This window comes from Plantibacter elymi (nom. nud.) (assembly GCF_900177795.1).
Taxonomy (GTDB): Bacteria; Actinomycetota; Actinomycetes; order Actinomycetales; family Microbacteriaceae; genus Plantibacter; species Plantibacter elymi.
Genome location: NZ_FXWJ01000003.1, coordinates 540,768 through 558,813, shown reverse-complemented (window position 1 = coordinate 558,813; position 18,046 = coordinate 540,768). Strand labels below are relative to the sequence as shown.

Genomic DNA, 18,046 nt, shown 5'->3' with positions numbered 1-18,046 from the left:
GGAGAGGGTCGATCGGTTGGAGCGGGTCAGTTCGAGAACTGGTCGAGGATCTCGCCGTAGCGGGTGATCTCGTCCGGTGCGGTCTTGTCGGTCCAGCCGGAGAGGCCGACGAGGTCGAACATGACCTTCTTCGCCGCGTCGGAGGAGTCCGCGTAGCCCGCCATGAGCTTCGTGAGCTGCTTGGTGAGGTCGGCCGGGAGCGACTTCGAGACGGCGACGCCACCGTTGGGGATCATCTCGGTGTAGGCGAAGGCGACGACCTTGTCGGCGACGTCGGGCGCCTCCTTGAGGACGGTCGTGCGCGCGTCCCAGTAGCCGAACGAGACCTCGGCGTCGCCGTTGTAGACGGAGAGGACCGCGTTGTTGTTGCCTTCGACCGGCACCTGGGTGATGTCGGCGTCGGTGTCGATGCCGGCGTCACGCATGGCGACCACGGGGTACTGGTATCCGGCGGGTGAGGTCGCGGCCTGCAGGGCGACCTTGGTGCCCTTCGAGATCTTGTCGAGGGCCTTCAGTGCCGCCGGCCCTGCGCCGGTCGCAGCGTCTGCGCCGGGCTCGATGCCGTTGCAGTACGAGAGCGGGGTGTCGCTCGCCGCATAGGTGACCATGACCGGCGCCTCAGCGCAGTACTTGTCGGGGTTGTTCGTGTAGGCGACCGACGCGTACGAGGTCGCGCCGAAGCGGACGTCGCGCAGGACGAGGTTCGCGTCGTAGCGCTCGGTCGCGTTGTAGAGCGAGCCGGCGTCGGTGATGATGACCTGCGCCTGGTCGCTGCCGAGGGCCTCGACGGTCGCGGCGTAGTCGGTCGCGACGACCCCGTTGACCTCGATGCCGAGGTTCTCCGACAGGTAGCTGGTGAGCGGGTCGAGTGCTTCGGCGAGGTCCTCGCCCTCCACCGACGGCACGAGCGAGATGGTGATGGAGTCGGGCCAGGATGCCGTGCCCGTGGCCGACGGGGACGAGGCGGCGGGGCTGCAGCCGGCGAGGGCGAGGGCGGCGACGGCCGCGACGCCGGTGAGGAGCAGGGTCTTGCGCATGTTCGGGATGCCTTTCGAGGGTGGAGGGTGATCAGGAGGCGGACGGAGCGGGAGTGGAGGTCTGGGAGGCGTCGGGGAGGCGCGATGCTGCTGCGGCCCAGGCGATGATCTGCTCGTACAGATCGGCGAGCGACCGCCCACGCATCGTGGCGGTGGCCGTCGAGCGCTCGAAGGTCGCGCCGACGAGGGCGGTGTCGGCGCCCAGCTCGGCGGCGGGAGCGAGGTCGTTCTCGACGATGTCGCCGACGGCGAGGACGGGGCCGGCGGCGAGCGCGTCGCGGATGAGCGGGACGAGTCCGGCCGGCTTCCCGACGGTGAAGTGCACGGCGTCGAACGCCTCGGCGACGCCCCAGGACTGGAGGAGCGCCGTGATGCCGTCGCCGGGGGCGTTCGTGGCCAGGACGAGTCGGGCGTGGGCGCCCAACGTCTCGAGGAACGCGGGCAGGCCCTCAGGGGAGTCGACCGCCGCTTCGCTCGAGCCGAGCAGCGCGCGGGAGTCGTCGTAGGACGCGCCGATGACGTCGGCGCCGACGCCGGCTTCGCGGGCGATCCGGGTCACGGCGTCGTACCCGTCGCGGGCGTCTGTCTCGCCGTTCGTGAATGCGGCGAGGGCGGCCTCGGCGCGCATCGCGAATCCGGTGTTGCCGGTGCGCTCGGCGATTGCGCGGGCGAAGGCCGTGATCGGCCCGTCGCCGAGGGCGAGGGTGCCGTCGAAATCGAAGAGGATGGTGGGGGCCACAGGCGCTCCTTCTGAGCGTGTCGTTCACACGGCCGCTCCTGCGGACGCTGCGTCCATCATGGATGGCGAGTGTGGACGCAATCACCATGGCGGGTGAACGGCGGGTGAATTCACCGACGCACGAGCCGCCTATGCTCTGGTGCTGTGATGATGACGGAGCTCGCGCGACGAGCAGAGACCGAACCCTCGACCGTGCTCGAGGAGCACTCCTGGTTGGGCGCGGCGATCGACGACGACACGGCGGCCGGCCGGTTCGCCTCGTGGGGTGCGTCGACCGTCATCGACGAGCACACCGGCGGGCCCGTGATCCCACGTGCGCTGTTCGAGGCGCTCCATGCGCGCGCCGGCCTCGCCGCGGCCTGGCCCGTCGGGAACGCCGGGCTCCTCCACGTGTACGGCTATCTGCTCTCGTCGGTCCCGACGCCGTACGGGTTGAAGCGCGACCGCTGGCTGGACGGAACGCTCGCGCGCGCGTTCGGGCTCCCCGACGACGAGTTCGTCCCGTGGGCCCGTGCGTCGTCCCTGCTGTCGCGGGTGACGGCGGCCGCGCAGGACCTGCTCGCACGACCGGTACGGATGGCCGACGGGCCGATCGGTCGGATGGTTCTGGGGCTCGGTGACCCGACGGACACCGACGCCGTCGCGCTCGTGTACGGCATCGACGAACGCCTGATCACGACCTTCCCGGTCGCCTCCGGAGCGGCGGTGCTGGAGGAGTGGGACGCCGACCCCGACCGTCCCCGGTGGAACGCGGCTGTCGAAGGCTGACGCGGATCAGGCGTCGGAGGATCCTCGGTGGGCGTCCCGGCGACGCCCTGATCGCACGCCGGATCGGCGGAGGCGCCCGGCGACGAGACCGGCCAGCTCCATGGCGAGGACATAGCTCACGACGCGGACCACGAGCAGCACGATGACGAGCACCGGCGAGACGAGGTCGGGCGAGATCAGCGCGAACGACAGTGCCCAGATCGCGACGCCACCGGCCGCAGCCGCAAGCCAGGTCGTCACGCGGCCGGGGTGACGGCGGCGGGCGAGCACCAGGTCGATCGCGGCTGCCGGAACGACGAGCGCGACGATGATCGCCGGGCCGAGGGCCGTGACGGGCAGCGCCAGGAGCCCCGTGACGGCTGCGGTGAGCACCGTCGCACCGGGGACGCCCGTCCAGCGCCTGGCGAGCATCGGCATCACCATCGTGACGGCGGCGATCGCGGCGTAGAGCACCGGGTTGAGCACCGCGGCGGTCGACGTCAGCGGGCTGACGAGGAACAGGACGACGGCACCGACGGCGCCGAAGGCCGCGCAGCGCAGCAGGGTCGTGGTGGTCGCGGATCTCATGGCCTCAACAGGGTAGTGGTGGTGGAAGTACGACGGGCGGGCCGAGCCCGAAGGCTCGACCCGCCCGATCGGTCAGGTCCGGGTCAGCGCCCGGTGACGAGGCGGCGTCGGATGACGAGCCCGGTACCGAGCAGCAGCAGGATCGCCGCCCCGACCACCAGCGGTGCGAAGGTCGTTCCGGTCGAGGCGAGCACCGGACCCGGCGTGCGCACGGTGGCCGTGGACGGGTCGGAGGTGAACGACTCGCCGCCCGGCGTCGTGCCGGTCCCGAACGCGGTGTTGCGGATCGAGCCCGCGTTCAGGTCAGCCTGGGTGACCGTGTAGGTCGCGGTGCAGACGACCTGGAGGCCGGGGGCGAGGAGCGCCGTGCCGGTCGGGCAGGTGATCGCCGAGAGCGTCCCGGTGCCGGTGAAGTCACCCTCCTGGACCGCGACGTCACGCAGCGTGACGTTGCCGGTGTTCGTCACCTGGAACGAGTAGGTGACGACCTGTCCCGCAGTCGTGGCCCGCTCGACGTCGGCCGTCTTGACCACCGAGAGACCGGGGACCGGCGGCGACGGGATCGTGACCTCGGACGGCGGCGAGACCGGCGGCACACCGTTCACGCTGTTCGGCGGCGTGGCCGTCGCGGTCGCCGAGTTCGTGATCAGGCCCGCGTCGACGTCGGCCTGCACGACCGTGTAGGTGGCCTCGCAGGTGATCGTCGCGCCCGGCGCCAACGAAGCGGCTTCGGCCGGGCAGACGACGTCGGACAGCTCGCCGGCGCCGGAGAACTCCCCTTCCACCACCGTCGGGTTCGTCAGCGTGACGTTCCCGGTGTTGGTGAGGAGGAAGGAGTAGGTGACGACCTGGCCGACCGCGAGGCCGTCCTGAGCCACCGCATCGGCCGACTTCACGACCGTGATGGCCGGTGTCGCCGGGAACGCGACGGTGGTGTCCGACGGCGGCGAGACCGGGGGAGTACCACCGTTCGGCGGGGTGCCGGTCGCGGTCGCGCTGTTCGTGACCGATCCCGCGTCGACGTCGGCCTGGGTCACCGTGTAGGTGGCCTCGCAGGTGACGGTCGCAGCTGGGGCGAGCGCGCCTGCCGCGGGCGGGCACACCACGTCGGACAGCTCGCCGGTGCCGGTGAACTCGCCCTCGATGACCTGGACGTCGGTGAGGGTGACGTTGCCGGTGTTCGTGACGAGGAACGAGTAGGTGACGTCCTCTCCGGCGTTCGCGACCGTGGTCGGCGTCGCGGACTTCGCCACCGTGATGGCGGGCGCGGCGGGGAACTCGACCGTGGTCTCCGACGGCGGTGAGACCGGGGGAGTGCCGCCTGCCGGCGGGGTGCCGGTCGCGGTCGCCGAGTTGGTCACCGAGCCGGCGTCGACGTCGGCCTGCGTGACCGTGTAGCTCGCTTCGCAGGTGACGGTCGCCGCCGGGGCGAGCGAGCCCGCTGCGGGCGGGCAGACCACGTCGGAGAGCTCGCCGGAGCCGGTGAAGTCGCCCTCGATGATCGAGACGTCGGAGAGGGTGACGTTGCCGGTGTTGGTGACGAGGAAGGAGTACGTGACGTCGTCGCCTGCGTTCGCGACCGTCGTCGGCGTCGCCGACTTCGCGACGGTGAGTGCCGGGGCCTGGGCCACGCCCGGGATGGTGACCTCGGACGGCGGTGAGACCGGCGGCTGGCCCTGGGGCGGTGTCCCGGTCGCAGTGGCCGAGTTGGAGACGCTACCGGCATCGATGTCGGCCTGCGTCATCGTGTAGGTGGCCTCACAGGTGACGGTCGCCGTAGGCGCGAGCGAGGCGGCTCCCGCCGGGCAGACGACATCGGAGAGGTCACCGGTCCCGGTGAACGCGCCCTCGTCGACCTGGACGTCGGTGAGCGGGACGTTGCCGGTGTTGGTGACGAGGAAGGAGTAGGTGATCTCGTCGCCGACGGCGTACTCCGCAGCAGCGGGGGACGCGGACTTCACGACGGTGATCGCGGGGGCCCGCGGCACGAACTCGACCGTGGCGTCGGCCGGCGGGTTGAGGCCCACGCTCGTGATGTTGTCGGGACCGTTCGTGAAGGTCCCGGCGACGGGCGAGGTGACCTCGACGGTGACGGCGCAGGAGGTCATCCCCTGGCTGAGGTTCCCGGTGACGTCGATCGACGAGCCGCCCTCGGGCGCGGTGACGACACCCGACGGGCAGGTGGTCGAGGCGTCGCCGTCGGCGATCGTCAGGCCGGCGGGCAGCGCGTCCGTGAAGGACCAGCCGTTCTTCGCCGCGAGCTCGTCGGTGTTCGTGATCGTGAGGGTCAGCGTGGACGTCTCACCGGCGACGACGCTCGCCGGGCTGAACGACTTGTCCAATTGCGGGGAGACGTCGAGCACCTGGATGTTGTCGAAGGCGTGGTCGTTGCCGGCCGTGCCGCCGCCGGTCAGGTTGCGGGCGACGATGCCGACGGTCGCCCCGGGGAGCAGGACCGCTCCCGGCGAGACGTAGGTGCCGACGCGGACGTTCTCGGCCCCTGCCGCACCGGTGGCCGGTGCCGTGACGGACCGGGAGCCGGCTGCGGTACAACCGTTGATGGCCCCGACGGAGTGCGCACCGCCCTGGTCGTCGGTGAGGAAGAACTCGAGGACGGGCTGCTGCGACGCGTTGCAGGACACCGCCGCGAGATCCACCGAGGTCGTGAGGTACCGGCCGGCGCTCGTGAGCGCGATCGGGTCGACGGTCGCGAACTCGACCGCGTTCGGCGGGTTCATCGTGAGGTTCTGCTGCGAGGTCCAGGCGCTCACGGAGTGGTTGGCCGTGTCGCCGGCGCCGAGGGCCCAGGCGAGCTGCCGCGTGCGCCCTTCACCGGACGCCGACGCCGCGAGGCACTGCGGCTCCGCGGACGAGGCGAAGCTCGTGATGTTGCCGTTGCACTGGGTGTGGTCGCGCCAGGAGGCGTCCGCGGTGTACCGCGTGCCGTCGGCTCCGACGTAGTCCTCGATGTACGTCGGCGACGTCACGCCGTTCTCGAAGTCCTCGGTGTAGACGACCGAGCCCGACTGCGGTGTTCCCGGCGTCCCCGGCAGCGCCTGCGCGCTCGAGCCGACCCCGACGAGCGAGAGCGCCGACAGGACGGTCACCCCGATGATCCCCATGGTCGCGCGACCGGCGGACGGTGCGCCCCACCGGTTCCGCCACCGTGCGCGGTGACTCCTTCGACCCGTGTGCTGCTGCATGTGTGTTGCCTTCCCCGTGAAGCGGCGGTGCGCCCGCCGAAAACCTGGCCCCAGCTGTGGGGCCGAGGATCAGTAGAGCGGCAACCCCGACGCGGCCCGGGCGGATCGGCCAAAGACCACCCCGCATCCTGCCCCGGGTGTTCCCCGACAGGTGACGGTCACTTAGGGTTGACCCGTGCGCATCGGTCGGAATAGGTACTTTCCCTCCCTCGGGGCGGGGTTCCTCCACCCCACGGACGTCGCCCCGGTCACCCGTCTCCTCACCACGGCCATCCAGGAGGAGGACTGGGACACGGTCGTCTCGGTGATCGAGTACGAGTGGGGGATCCTCATGGCGCTCGACCTCGCGACACTCGACCACGCACTGCAGGCGCTCCCGGCGCGGGTGCTCTCGAACCACCCCATCGTCTTCGCCGTCCGGGAGATCCGGCTCAACATCCGTGGGGAGACCGACGCACTCGACCAGTCGGTGGCGCGGTTCCAGCTCCCGAACGATCCCGACGACCTCCGAGACCGAGCCCGCGGCGAGCTCGCGCGCATCAGCCTCAGCGCATCGACGGCGTTCATGATCGCCTACCGCGTGCACGGTCGGCACCAGCGGGCGTTGCATTACGCGCGGATCACCGAGGAGCTCGCGCGACGGGCCCGCGTGCACCGCCCGACCGAGTTCGCGCCCCGTGTCCCCACCGCCCTGCTGCAGGTGGGGATCACGAAACTGCTCGTGGGTGACCTCCACGAGGCGAGCCTCGTGCTCCGCGAGGCGTACGAACTCCGGCACGAGTCGTGGGACGGCCGGAACGGCGGTGACGCCTCCGGCAAGCTCGCCCTGCTCTACGCGGTGCGCGGCGAGATCGTGGAGGCGGACCGCTGGCTCGGGCGCCACGACGACGGGGGCGGCGCCCATGGGTGGATGGTGCCCTTGGTCCAACTGTCCGGTTCGATCGCCCGGGCGTTGATCGCCATCGCCCGTGTCGACCGTGTGGCGGCGGAGGCAGCGCTCGCGACCCTGGAGCTGCAGGTCAACCGTGAACGGTCCTGGGCGCCGTTCATCACCTACGCGCAGGCGCAGCACGCACTCCTCTGGGGCGATCGACGGGCGGCGCTGCAGCTCATCGAACGCACCCGGGTGTTCGCCGGTCGCAGCCTGCGTCATGCCGGGTCGGAGCGCCTCCTCGACGCCGTGGAGGCGTCACTCCTCCTCGCCCTCGACCGTCCGACGGAGGCCAGCGTCCTCCTCGACGGCCGTGACCGGAACGCCCACACCGCGGCGGTCGCCTCGCGGCTCGCGCTCCTGACCGACCGCAAACCCCTCGCCCGGGAGCTCGCCACCGCCGGGCTCGCGGAGGAGCACATCGACGCCGGTGCGCAGACGGAGCTGCTCATCACCTCCGCGCTCGCCGACGACTCGGACGAGGACGGTCGGCGGCATCTCCTGCAGGCGATCGCGACGACGGCGCGGACGGGGATGCTCACACCGTTCGTGGTCGCGCCGCGCAGGCCGCTTCGGCAGCTCCTCGGCACGATGTCGCCCAGCGAGACCCATGCGCGGATCGAGCGGACGCTCGCCTCGAGTCCCGAGCCGACGCCGGAGACCGTGCAGCTCGTGGAGCTCACCGCCACCGAGCGCCGGATCCTCCAGCTCTCCGCGGAGGGCCGGACCCGACAGGACATCGCGCAGGCGCTGTACGTGTCCGCGAACACGGTGAAGTTCCACTTCCGGAACGTCTACCGGAAGCTCGGGGTCGACTCCCGGGAGGACGCGCTGGCCACCGCACGGCGGTTGGGGTTGCTTCCGACCGAGCGGTGACGCGCGGCGCATCCAGCGCTGCGCGTCACCGCGTCTCCGGGTCAGTGGGGCGCCGACACGCCGCCCGCGACGGGGAGCGCCAGCGACCAGGCGTCGGCTCGCACGCCCGCGTCGTGCCGCACGGCGTACCGCTCGCCGTCGGCCGGATACGCGCGGAACGTCCGGGCGGGGTGCCCGGTGTGGTGGATCTCGACGATGGACGCGTCGATGAGGATCCGGACCTCGTCGCCCTCGGCCAGCTCGCCGTGCCAGATCAGCTGCGTGTCTGAACCCGCCAGCTCGAGGGAGGCCGCGCCGGCGCCCGTGAGTCGCACCTCCGCCTGATCGGGGAGTTCCGCCGCGTCGACGACCTCGGCGCGGAGTCCCGTCAGTTCCCGTGCGGGGATCAGCTCCACCTCGTCGCCGCGGACCACGAGCTCGCGTGGGAACGTCAGCATGCCCGACCAGCCCTGCGCGTCGGTGTCCGCCTGCGTCCGGCCGCGCACGCCATCTGGTGCGATCTCCTGGGCCCAGCCCCAGAGGAGCACCCGCTCCGACTGTCCATCCGAGCCGTCGGACTGCACGGCCTGCGGCGCGTAGAAGCTCGATCCCTCGTCGATGATGCCGGTCCGGCGAGCGCTGAACACCGGCCGCCCGGTGGCCTCGTCGAGCTCCATCGAGCCGAGGACCCAGGCCACCCCGCGGTGCGGCTGGCCGTCGAGCCACAGTGACACCAGCAGCACCCAGTCGTCGCCGACGCGCACGAGCTGGGGGCACTCCCACCCTTCGCACGGAGCGAGCTCCGAGACGACCGGCGCCTCGGCCGTCAGCAGGTACCCCTCCTCGCTCCAGGCGTCGAGGTCGTCGACGCCGTACAGGAGTAGTGCGCCACCGACGTCGGAACGGCCGGCGCCCTGGATCGCCCAGCGGCGCCCACCCAGCTCGAAGACGAACGGGTCGCGCACCATCGTCACGCGCTCATCCGCGGGGAGCCCGGCAGCGACGATGCGTTCGCCGCTCCAGTCCTGCGCATCCGCCGAGCCGTGGACGACGACGACCTCCGAGAACCCGTGTCGATCACGCGCGCCCGAGTAGACGACGGCCGGCCGGCCCTGGTCGACGACCCCGACGCCGCTCCAACAGCCGAAGCCGTCGGTGGTGCCCGGGCGGGGTGCCAGGGCCACCGGGTGCTCCTCCCAGGCGAGCAGGTCCGGCGAGCTCACGTGACCCCAGTGGATGTCCTCGTGCCGGGCCGACCCCGGGTTGTACTGGAAGAACACGTGCCAGCGACCGTCGACGGACATGATGCCGTTGGGGTCGTTCAACCACCCGGCCTCGGGTCGTGGGTGCAGCTGCGGGAAGCCGCGGTCGAGGACGTGCGTTGCGTGGAGGCCGGTCATGGCTTCCTTTCGGTTCGAGATCAGTCGGATCGAGGGGAGGGCGGTGGTGCTGATCACTTGCTGACGCCGGCGGTGAGCCCCTCGCGCAGCGGCTTCTGGCCGAAGACGAAGACCAGCGCGGCCGGGATCATGGACAGGACGACACCGGCGAGGACGGTCGCGACCGACCCGGTGCCGAGGTTGCCCTGCAGGGTCACGAGCCCGAGCGGGAGGGTGAAGTTCTGCTCGCTGATCGTGAGGATCAGTGGTCGGAAGAACTCGTTCCAGTGGTAGTTGAAGGCGAGGATGCCGACGATCGCGAGGCCCGGGGCGGCGAGCGGCAGGTAGATGCGGAAGAAGATCTTCCACGGTCCCGCCCCGTCGATCTGCGCCGCCTCGGCGAGCTCCGGCGGCAACCCCATGAAGTACTGCCGCATGAGGAACGTGCCGAACGCCGTCGGGATCATCGGGATGATGAGCGCGAGGAGCGTGTCGGAGAGTCCCATGCCGCGGATGAGCATGAACACGGGGACGATCGTCACCTGCATCGGCACCATCATCGTGGCGAGGATGAGGCCGAACAGGATGCGCTTGCCGCCGAAGTCGAAGCGCGCGAACACGTAGCCGGCCATCGCCGCACTGAGCATCTGCCCGGCCGCGATGAGCAGCGTCACGAGCGCGCTGTTCCACGTGTAGAGCAGGATCGGGATCTTCTGGAAGACGTCGATGAACGCTCCTGGGCCGAACTCGGTCTGCCCGGTGGCGACGTTCGCGGGGGTGAGGGCCGTGATGAGCGTCCACACCACCGGAGCGAGGGTGAGGAAGGCGGCGATGACGAGGACGAGGAACTTCCCGGCCGTGGCGAGTCGGCGGCGTGACGAGTCGGGGGTGACTGCTGCGATGGACATCTGGGACCTCATCCGTAGAAGACGAAACGCTTGCTCAGCCGGAACTGTGCGGCGGTGACGAGCATGATCAGGAGCGTCAGCACGATGCCGATCGCTGCGGCGAGACCGAAGTCGAGCTGCTGGAACGCGGACTCGTAGATCACCATCACCGCGGTACGGGTGTCGTCTCCCGGCCCACCTCGCGTGAGGACGTACGGCTGGTCGAAGATCTGCAGGGCGCTGATGATGGCCATGACGGACGCGACGAGCATGGTCGGGCTCACGAGGGGCAGGGTGACGTTCCGGAACTGGCTCCAGCCGTGTGCGCCGTCGAGCGACGACGCCTCGTAGACCTCGCGTGGGATCGCGGCGAGTCCGCCGATGAAGAGCAGGAAGGTGAAGCCGAAGTTCTGCCACACGTACACGAGCAGGACGACGATCTTCGCGCCGAACCCGGTCGTCAACCAGCCGATGTTCCCGACGCCGAAGAGCCCGAGGAACTCGTTGACGAGGCCGAACTCCTGGTTGAACAGGTACGACATCACGAGGGACACGGACGCGGCCGACAGCACCAAGGGGAAGAACAGCGCGGAACGGAAGAAGGTGCGAAGCCATTCCGGCATCCGCGACTGCACGAGGATCGCGAGCAGGAGGGCCACGGCGAGCTGCAGCGTCACCGCCACCACCACGAAGCCGACCGTGTTCAGGAAGGACACGCGCACCGTCGGGTTGGCCGCGAGGTCGACGAAGTTGCCGACGCCGACGAACTCGGGTGCCGAGATGATGTCCCACCGGAAGAAGGCGAGGACGAACGACCCGATGATCGGGACGAAGCTGAAGAGTCCGAGGCCGATGAGCGTCGGGGCGAGGAACACCCAGACGAGCAGCCGGCTGCCGCGGGGGGACCGCTTGCGCCGTCCGGTCTCGGCCTCGGGCGGGACGACCAGTGCCCGGGTCGCCGTCGGTGACTGCAGTGCCATCATCGTCCCTTCAGCGCGAGCTCGAGGTCCCGCTGCATCGTCTCGAGGCCGCGGCGGACGCCGTTCGGGCCGTTCGTGATCGTGCCGACCACGTTCTTGATGAGGGCCGATTCCACGGCCGCCTGTTGGGGCGGTGCGGGCATCGGGCCGGTCGTCGGGAACCGGTCGAGGGTGTCGTAGAAGACCTCCCAGTGCTTCGGGCCGATGTCACCGCCGTACAGCTCCGCGTTGAGTGAGCGCCGGGGCAGCGACGAGTCGGGCTGGCTGTGCGCGATCGACATGCCCTCGACGGAGATGCAGTACTTCATCCACTCCCACGCCTCGTCCTTGCGTTCGGAGGTCTGCATCATCGCGTACCCACCGGCTCCGAACTGGTGGCGCTGTCCGCGCATCTTCGGGAAGTAGGTCACGTCGTACTCGTCGTTCCCGAGGCCGGCGTCGTTGAGGCCCTTGACCCAGAACCCGCCGGCCGGCGTCATGCCGACCGAGCCGCGGGAGAAGAGCGAGACGAGCTCGTTACCGCCGCCCTGCGCGGGGTTCGCGGCGATGCCTTCCGAGACCATGCGCTGCAGGACCTCGAAGCTCTCGACGGTGCGGTCGCTCAGCGCGTCGGCGTTCTCCCACAGGTACCCACCACCACGAGGGGTCTCGTTCGGGTAGAACTTCGACCACATCCAGTCGCCGCCGGGTGCCTTCTCCTCGGTGAGGAAGCTCGTGTCGTTGATGTACAACCAGGGCACGACGCCGCCCCAGAGCCGGTTGTTCCAGAAGTACGGCAGGAACGATCCCGGGGCGCTGGCCTGCATGGTGCGGCCGACGGTGAAGAAGTCCTCCACCGACCAGTCGTCGCGCGGACGCTCGAGGCCGGCGCGCTCGAACGCGGAGGTGTTGTAGTACATGTTCGCCGCGTTGAAGTTGTCGGGCAGTTGGAACAGGTTGCCCTTGTACATGAACGACTCGATGAGCGAGGGGTTCACGTCGTCGAAGTACTCCTGCAGCTCGGCGGCGTCGCGCTGCACGTACTCGTCGATCGGGTGGGCGAGGCGCTCGGCGAACAGCTGGGTGCCCTCCGTGGCGACCGACACGATGTCCGGCGGGGTGCCGGCCGCGACCATCGTGAGGATCTTCGCGAAGAAGTTGCCCCAGTCCTGGCCCTGGATCGCGATGATCCGGACGGGGATGTCGGGGTGCAGCTTCTGGAAGCCGTCCACGAGCGACTGCCGCGCGGCGGCGTCCTGGGCGGTGCCGAAGAGGGCGACGGTGAGGGCGTCGTCGCCTCGGCCGGGGATGTCTCCGCCGGTGAGGCGCGGCCAGGAGATGGCCGTGCCCGCCAGACCGAGACCGAGCAGGGCGAGTGCCGCCCTGCGACTCAGATCAACCACGTTGTTGCTCCTGCGAGATCGGGGCAGATCGTTCGCAGGGCGCGGACGATGAGCCGTGAATGGAGGTGCTGAACGGATTCAGCAGACGAAACATAACACAGCTCCGCGCGATATGCTGAACTGATTCAGCAAACCGCACGAGGGAGTGTCATGTCCACGCAACGCCGCCGCACGACCCTCGCGGACGTCGCGGAGCGTGCGGGCATGTCCAAGGCCGCGGTGAGCATGATCATGAACGACCGCCCCGGCTCCCGGCTGTCCGCGGACGCCGTCGAGCGGGTCCGCGCCGCCGCGGCGGAGCTCGACTACCGCCCGAACCCCGCGGCCCAGGTGCTGCGCCGCGGGAAGACCAGGACGATCGGGTTCATCTCCGACGAGGTCACGCTCACCCGGCACGCTTCGGGGCTCATCGGCGGTGCGCTCGAGGTGTCGAAGGCCCACGACCACACGATGCTCATCGCGGAGACCGAGGGGATCGAAGGCGGTCTCGCCCGCGCGTTCGAGACGATGATCGACCACCGGGTCGACGGCATCCTCATCGGCCTCCTCGGTGCCCGCCTCATCGACCTCCCCGCCACCTCGACCGGTGTACCGGTCGTCGTGCTCAACGGAGCGTCCTCCGCCGGACACGCGAACGTCCTGCCCGACGAACGGGCTGCCGGGTACGCGGTCGCGAAGCGGCTCGTCGACGCCGGCCACCGACGGATCGGCGTGGTCGGCGACCTGCCGCAGGACGTCATCAGCGACCCACGACAGAGTGCGACGGTGGCACTCCGCTTCGCGGGCATCGCCGCGGCCTTCGCAGAGGCCGGGATCGAACCGGCGCGCGTCGACATCGTCGAGTGGCAGCCGGAACCCGGTTACGAGGCGACGGCCGCGCTCCTCGAGCGCCACCCCGACGTCACGGCCATCCTCGCCGCGAACGACGGCGTCGCCTTCGGTGCCTACCAGGTGCTGCTCGAACAGGGGCGTCGGATCCCGCAGGACGTCTCCGTCGTCTCCTTCGACGACGAGATCCTCGCCGGCTACCTGCGCCCGGGCCTCACCACCGCGCGGCTGCCCTACCAGGAGATCGGCGCGCTCGGAGCCTCGATGCTCCTCGGCCAGCACGCCCTCGGGCACGAGCTGGTCACGATGCCGATCATCGAGCGGGACTCGCTCATCGCCGCGGTGTCGACCGACGCCGGTTGACGCCACCTGACCCTCGGATCCAGCAGAGAGAGATGCCATGCACGCAGCCCCCACGACCGACGTCCTCATCGCCGGCGAGACCCTCATCGACATCGTCCGGCGGCTCGACGGGACGCAGGCGGAGAGCCCCGGCGGCAGCCCGGCGAACGTCGGGATCACCCTCGGTCGGCTGGGCCGCGCCCCGGCCCTGGTGACCCATGTGGGCGACGACGAGCGAGGCGCGGCGATCCGCTCCTGGCTCGACGCGTCCGCGGTGACCCTCGTGTCGGCTCCGACCGGCCGGACGTCCACGGCGCAGGCGACCCTCGACGCCGAGGGCGCGGCCACCTACGAGTTCGACCTCTCGCTCGATCTGGAGGCTTCGGGTGCGCCGGACGCCGCCGTCGTCCACACGGGCTCGATCGCCTCGGTCCTCGAGCCGAGCGCCGACCGCCTGCGCGAGCTGGTCGAGGCGCGTCGTCCCTCGGCCCTCATCACCTACGACCCGAACATCCGGCCGTCGCTCATCGACGACGCGGCCCGCGTCCGTCAGGCGGCCCTCGACTGCATCGCGCGCGCCCACGTCGTGAAGGCGAGTGACGAGGACGTCGTGTTCCTGCTGCCCGGTGTGGCGCCGGTCGACGCAGCTCGGGAGTGGGTCGCGGCCGGGCCGGGACTCGTGGTCGTGACGATGGGCGGTGACGGGGCGGTCGCGGTCAGAGACGGTTCCGTGCTCGAGATCGAGACGCCGCGGGTGCAGGTGGCCGACACCGTCGGTGCCGGCGACACGTTCATGGGTGCGCTGATCGACGGGCTGCTGACCGCCGGTATCGCGGGGCCCGGGGCCGAGGAACGGCTTCGCGGGGTGTCCGACGAGGTGCTGCAGCAGCTGCTCGACCGCGCCGCACGAGCTGCGAGCATCACGGTGTCGCGGCCGGGAGCGAACCCGCCCACCTCGGCGGAACTCGACGCCTGAGCGTCAGGACGGCTGGGACGCCGGGGCTTCCGTCCCGGCGAAGCGCTCCGACGACACCACCTGCTGGGCCGCCCGACGGAGGGCGAGGATCAGTGGTTCGGTGAGCACGGTGCCGAGCACGATGTACTGCACCGCGAGCTCGGGGGAGTCCGCGGGGATGCCGTCGATCTCGGCTTCGGCGATGCTGCGCGCTGCGTCGACGTAGCGGTCGAGCACCGTGGGTGGCACGGTGAAGCCGGCTCGTTCCAGGGTGTCCAGCGCCCCGGCCAGGCCGGCGAGGAGTCCGGGATCGCACTGCGCCTCGATGCCGCCGAGCCGTTCGTAGAGCTCCAGTGCGCGGGTCGTGTCGACCGGACCGCTCGGGCGCGGGGTGACGGCGGTGTGGGCGACGCCGAGGAGGTCGTAGGGGCCCGCCGGCGGTGAGTCCAGCGCGGCGACGACGTTGCGGGTCTCCGCGATGCTCACGCCGGCGGTGAGCAGTGCGCGGATCACGCGGAGCCGGGACACGTGGGCGTCGCCGTAGCTCGCTTGGGTCGCCGAGGTGCGCTCGCCCTCCGGGAGGAGTTGCTCGCGCAGGTAGTACTTGATGGTCGCCACCGGCACCTCTGACGCCGCCGCGAGTTCCGAGATCCTCATCCTGTCCCCCTCGTCTGGATAGTGCTACTATCCAACTTGGATAGCGTCACTATCGAACAGGAGCAGTCTATGTCACGCGTCGTCGTCGGCCGAATCACTCATCGTCACGAGGGTGAGCTCGTCGTGTTCCACATCGGGATGACCATCAACCAGTGGTGGCGGGTGGACAAGTGGCTCCCGATCTTCGGCGACATGCCGCGCATGCTGCAGGAGCTCATGTCCGACCCGGAGTCAGGGCTCCTCGGTTCGCACATCCTGCTCGGTTCCAGCGGCCCGTACCTCGTCCAGTACTGGTCGTCGATCGACAAGCTCTACGCCTACGCGTCGGCACCGGCCTCCGCCCATCGGCCCGCCTGGTCGCGGTTCAACAAGCGCGCCCGGTCCGCGCCGAAGGCCGTCGGCGTCTGGCACGAGACGTTCCTCGTCGATCGCGCCGAGAGCATCTACGTGTCGACGCCGTCGATGGGGCTCCCTGCGGCGACCGAGGCCGTGCCGGTCGGGTCACGGCAGCAGCACGCGCGCCAGCGGTTCGCCGACGGCCGGACCGCCGGTCAGCGGTAGCGCGGCGGAACCGCGAGGGGAGCGGAGACGAGGGCGGCACCCTGCGGGACCTCGCCCTCGCCGCGCCGGATCGGACCGCGCAGGGTGAGGGTGATCCGCAGGCCGTCGGCGGGATCGTGCTCCGTCTCCGGCTGCTCGAAGTTCAGCGTCGGAGGGTCCTCCGAGGTGCTGTAGCTCAGCAGGATCATCGAGCTCGACCCCGAGGCCCGCAGTCGCGGTCTCGAGAGACGCACCGAGGATTCGCGCACGGTCAGGACCTCGTCGCGGTGCAGGATGCGTCCGGGGCCGTTCAGCTCGTTCCCACCCGCGCGGACCGCGACCTGTGGGCCGGCGAAGCCGACGATCGCATGGTTCATGTCGTCGGGAGCGGTGATGAGTCCGGCGGCGTCACGGAGCTCGACGACCTGCAGTCGCCAGCGGATGCGGCGGTCGACGTCGGTGCTGGTCCACACGTCTCGCACGCTGCCCCGGCCACGGTCGAGTGGTTGCCGCACGAGGTCGGCGAACCGGATGAGCCGCGGTGGGCCCGGGTCGGCCGGTGGTCGTGACGCGACGTCGACGAGGACGAGATGAGCGGGGGTGGCAGCCGGTTCGGGTCCAGCTGCTCCGCGCATCTCGTCCTCGTCGGGTCGGGTCGGGCAGGTCGTTCAGGCCGGTGGATCAGGCCTTGTCGTCGACGAGGATGTAGCCCTCTTCACCGTGGACAACGGTGTCGATACCGGCGATCTCATCCTCGTTCTTCACACGGAATCCGATCGTCTTCTCGATCGCGAAGCCGATGATGAAGGCGAGCACGAAGGAGTAGATGAGGACGGAGAACGCGGCGATCGCCTGGACGAGCAACTGCGAAGCGTCACCACCCATGAAGAGGCCGGTGCCGTTGGCGAAGAAGCCCAGGTACAGGGTGCCGATGAGACCACCGACGAGGTGGATGCCCACGACGTCGAGCGAGTCGTCGAAGCCGAGCTTGAACTTCAGGTCGATCGCGAGCGCACAGACCGCGCCGGCGACGACACCGAGGACGATGGCCCAGATCGGGTGCAGCGAACCGCACGCCGGGGTGATCGCGACGAGACCGGCGACGGCACCCGACGCGGCACCGACGGAGGTCGGCTTGCCGTCCTTGATCTTCTCGACGACGAGCCAGGCGAGCAGGGCTGCTGCCGGTGCGGCGATGGTGTTGACGAACACGAGTGCCGCGGTGCCGTCGGCCGCCAGTTCCGAACCGGCGTTGAACCCGAACCAGCCGAACCAGAGGAGACCGGCGCCGAGGAGGACGAACGGCGGGTTGTGGGGGACGTAGGCGCCCTTCTTGAAGCCGACGCGGCGGCCGAGGACGAGCGCGAGGGCGAGGGCTGCAGCACCGGCGTTGATGTGGACCGCGGTGCCACCGGCGAAGTCGATGACGCCGACGCCGAAGACGTCCTGCAGGCCGTGCGTGATCCAGCCGCCGTAGGCGAAGCTGCCGTCGTCGGCGAGGCCGAAGTTGAACACCCAGCTCGCGACCGGGAAGTAGACGACGGTCGCCCAGATGCCGGCGAAGATCATCCAGGAACCGAACTTCGCGCGGTCGGCGATGGCGCCGGAGACGAGGGCGACGGTGATGATCGCGAAGGTGGCCTGGAAGGCGACGAAGGCGAGTGGCGGGTAGGCCGCTCCCTCAGGCGTCTCGAGGGCGGCGGTCAGGCCGATGTTCCCGGTGTCGATCGCCCAGGGGGCGACGGTGCCTTCGGAGCCGGGGAACGCGATCGCGTAGCCGTAGAGCACCCAGAGGACGCCGATGAGGCCGAGTGCGCCGAAGCTCATCATCATCATGCTGATGACGCTCTTCGCCTTGACCAGGCCGCCGTAGAAGAACGCGAGCCCTGGTGTCATGAGCAGCACGAGTGCCGCTGATATCAGGATGAACGCTGTGTTTCCTTGATCCATTCGAGGTGCCTCTCCGCAGGGACGCGGCTGGAGCGCGTCGGGTGCG

At 70.2% G+C, this 18,046-nt stretch carries 16 protein-coding genes; 5 read left to right on the top strand and 11 right to left on the bottom strand.

Features of this window, described 5'->3' with window-relative positions; translation table 11 throughout:
- Positions 1-26: 26 nt before the first annotated feature.
- Entirely contained in the window at positions 27-1,037 is a 1,011-nt protein-coding gene (phnD, locus tag CCK91_RS12005) for a phosphate/phosphite/phosphonate ABC transporter substrate-binding protein (RefSeq protein ID WP_086474191.1), read from the bottom strand.
- A 31-nt stretch (positions 1,038-1,068) separates the two neighbouring features.
- Positions 1,069-1,776: an HAD family hydrolase gene (locus CCK91_RS12000; protein ID WP_207568224.1), complete on the bottom strand. Its 708-nt coding sequence runs from the start codon at positions 1,774-1,776 to the stop codon at positions 1,069-1,071.
- A 147-nt stretch (positions 1,777-1,923) separates the two neighbouring features.
- Between CCK91_RS12000 and CCK91_RS11995 the strand changes: the two genes are divergently transcribed.
- Entirely contained in the window at positions 1,924-2,544 is a 621-nt protein-coding gene (locus CCK91_RS11995) for an amino acid deaminase (RefSeq protein ID WP_207568223.1), read from the top strand.
- 6 nt (positions 2,545-2,550) lie between these two features.
- Here the strand turns inward: CCK91_RS11995 and CCK91_RS11990 are convergent, their stop codons facing one another.
- Together CCK91_RS11990 and CCK91_RS11985 are read right to left on the bottom strand one after the other, a co-directional pair.
- The gene (locus CCK91_RS11990) at positions 2,551-3,111 is read right to left on the bottom strand and encodes a hypothetical protein (RefSeq protein WP_086474190.1); all 561 of its coding nucleotides are present in this window, start codon (positions 3,109-3,111) and stop codon (positions 2,551-2,553) included.
- Positions 3,112-3,194: 83 nt separating this feature from the next.
- Entirely contained in the window at positions 3,195-6,314 is a 3,120-nt protein-coding gene (locus CCK91_RS11985) for a DUF7507 domain-containing protein (RefSeq protein ID WP_086474189.1), read from the bottom strand.
- Between the two features lie 175 nt (positions 6,315-6,489).
- Between CCK91_RS11985 and CCK91_RS11980 the strand changes: the two genes are divergently transcribed.
- On the top strand, positions 6,490-8,121 hold the full coding sequence (locus tag CCK91_RS11980) for a LuxR C-terminal-related transcriptional regulator (RefSeq protein ID WP_086474188.1): 1,632 nt from the start codon (positions 6,490-6,492) through the stop codon (positions 8,119-8,121).
- A 41-nt stretch (positions 8,122-8,162) separates the two neighbouring features.
- Here CCK91_RS11980 and CCK91_RS11975 read toward each other — a convergent pair whose 3' ends face one another.
- The 4 genes from CCK91_RS11975 to CCK91_RS11960 are packed head-to-tail and all read right to left on the bottom strand — an operon-like array spanning position 8,163 to position 12,728.
- On the bottom strand, positions 8,163-9,500 hold the full coding sequence (locus tag CCK91_RS11975; RefSeq protein ID WP_086474334.1) for a glycoside hydrolase family 32 protein: 1,338 nt from the start codon (positions 9,498-9,500) through the stop codon (positions 8,163-8,165).
- Between the two features lie 53 nt (positions 9,501-9,553).
- Positions 9,554-10,387 (bottom strand): carbohydrate ABC transporter permease, encoded by an 834-nt coding sequence (locus tag CCK91_RS11970; protein ID WP_064294695.1) that lies wholly within the window; start codon positions 10,385-10,387, stop codon positions 9,554-9,556.
- An 8-nt stretch (positions 10,388-10,395) separates the two neighbouring features.
- A complete protein-coding gene (locus CCK91_RS11965) occupies positions 10,396-11,346 on the bottom strand; it encodes a carbohydrate ABC transporter permease (protein ID WP_086474186.1) in 951 nt (316 codons plus the stop codon).
- On the bottom strand, positions 11,346-12,728 hold the full coding sequence (locus tag CCK91_RS11960) for an extracellular solute-binding protein (RefSeq protein WP_086474185.1): 1,383 nt from the start codon (positions 12,726-12,728) through the stop codon (positions 11,346-11,348). Before CCK91_RS11960 ends, CCK91_RS11965 begins: the two co-directional genes overlap by 1 nt.
- Positions 12,729-12,878: 150 nt before the next feature.
- Between CCK91_RS11960 and CCK91_RS11955 the strand changes: the two genes are divergently transcribed.
- Together CCK91_RS11955 and CCK91_RS11950 are read left to right on the top strand one after the other, a co-directional pair.
- Positions 12,879-13,919, top strand: a complete 1,041-nt coding sequence (locus tag CCK91_RS11955; protein ID WP_086474184.1) for a LacI family DNA-binding transcriptional regulator — start codon at positions 12,879-12,881, stop codon at positions 13,917-13,919.
- A 37-nt stretch (positions 13,920-13,956) separates the two neighbouring features.
- Entirely contained in the window at positions 13,957-14,874 is a 918-nt protein-coding gene (locus CCK91_RS11950) for a carbohydrate kinase family protein (RefSeq protein WP_086474183.1), read from the top strand.
- 3 nt (positions 14,875-14,877) lie between these two features.
- Here the strand turns inward: CCK91_RS11950 and CCK91_RS11945 are convergent, their stop codons facing one another.
- Complete coding sequence (locus CCK91_RS11945; protein WP_086474182.1) at positions 14,878-15,510, bottom strand: MerR family transcriptional regulator; 633 nt, start codon at positions 15,508-15,510, stop codon at positions 14,878-14,880.
- Positions 15,511-15,579: 69 nt separating this feature from the next.
- On the opposite strand from CCK91_RS11945, the gene CCK91_RS11940 reads away from it, so the two are divergent.
- Positions 15,580-16,071, top strand: coding sequence for a DUF4188 domain-containing protein (locus CCK91_RS11940; protein ID WP_079706937.1), 492 nt, complete (start codon positions 15,580-15,582; stop codon positions 16,069-16,071).
- Here CCK91_RS11940 and CCK91_RS11935 read toward each other — a convergent pair.
- Both CCK91_RS11935 and CCK91_RS11930 read right to left on the bottom strand, forming a co-directional pair.
- The gene (locus CCK91_RS11935; protein WP_086474181.1) at positions 16,062-16,685 is read right to left on the bottom strand and encodes a hypothetical protein; all 624 of its coding nucleotides are present in this window, start codon (positions 16,683-16,685) and stop codon (positions 16,062-16,064) included. The two genes, CCK91_RS11940 and CCK91_RS11935, sit on opposite strands and share 10 nt — an antisense overlap.
- 46 nt (positions 16,686-16,731) lie before the next feature.
- Positions 16,732-18,000, bottom strand: coding sequence for an ammonium transporter (locus CCK91_RS11930; RefSeq protein WP_085512342.1), 1,269 nt, complete (start codon positions 17,998-18,000; stop codon positions 16,732-16,734).
- Positions 18,001-18,046 lie beyond the last annotated feature (46 nt).

Bases quoted from the DNA above. Each gene is read 5' to 3' on its own strand.
- phnD (WP_086474191.1), bottom strand. From the start codon at position 1,037: ATGCGCAAGACCCTGCTCCTCACCGGCGTCGCGGCCGTCGCCGCCCTC.
- CCK91_RS11995 (WP_207568223.1), top strand. From the start codon at position 1,924: ATGATGACGGAGCTCGCGCGACGAGCAGAGACCGAACCCTCGACCGTG.
- CCK91_RS11990 (WP_086474190.1), bottom strand. From the start codon at position 3,111: ATGAGATCCGCGACCACCACGACCCTGCTGCGCTGCGCGGCCTTCGGC.
- CCK91_RS11985 (WP_086474189.1), bottom strand. From the start codon at position 6,314: ATGCAGCAGCACACGGGTCGAAGGAGTCACCGCGCACGGTGGCGGAAC.
- CCK91_RS11975 (WP_086474334.1), bottom strand. From the start codon at position 9,500: ATGACCGGCCTCCACGCAACGCACGTCCTCGACCGCGGCTTCCCGCAG.
- CCK91_RS11970 (WP_064294695.1), bottom strand. From the start codon at position 10,387: ATGTCCATCGCAGCAGTCACCCCCGACTCGTCACGCCGCCGACTCGCC.
- CCK91_RS11965 (WP_086474186.1), bottom strand. From the start codon at position 11,346: ATGGCACTGCAGTCACCGACGGCGACCCGGGCACTGGTCGTCCCGCCC.
- CCK91_RS11955 (WP_086474184.1), top strand. From the start codon at position 12,879: ATGTCCACGCAACGCCGCCGCACGACCCTCGCGGACGTCGCGGAGCGT.
- CCK91_RS11950 (WP_086474183.1), top strand. From the start codon at position 13,957: ATGCACGCAGCCCCCACGACCGACGTCCTCATCGCCGGCGAGACCCTC.
- CCK91_RS11945 (WP_086474182.1), bottom strand. From the start codon at position 15,510: ATGAGGATCTCGGAACTCGCGGCGGCGTCAGAGGTGCCGGTGGCGACC.
- CCK91_RS11940 (WP_079706937.1), top strand. From the start codon at position 15,580: ATGTCACGCGTCGTCGTCGGCCGAATCACTCATCGTCACGAGGGTGAG.
- CCK91_RS11935 (WP_086474181.1), bottom strand. From the start codon at position 16,685: ATGCGCGGAGCAGCTGGACCCGAACCGGCTGCCACCCCCGCTCATCTC.
- CCK91_RS11930 (WP_085512342.1), bottom strand. From the start codon at position 18,000: ATGGATCAAGGAAACACAGCGTTCATCCTGATATCAGCGGCACTCGTG.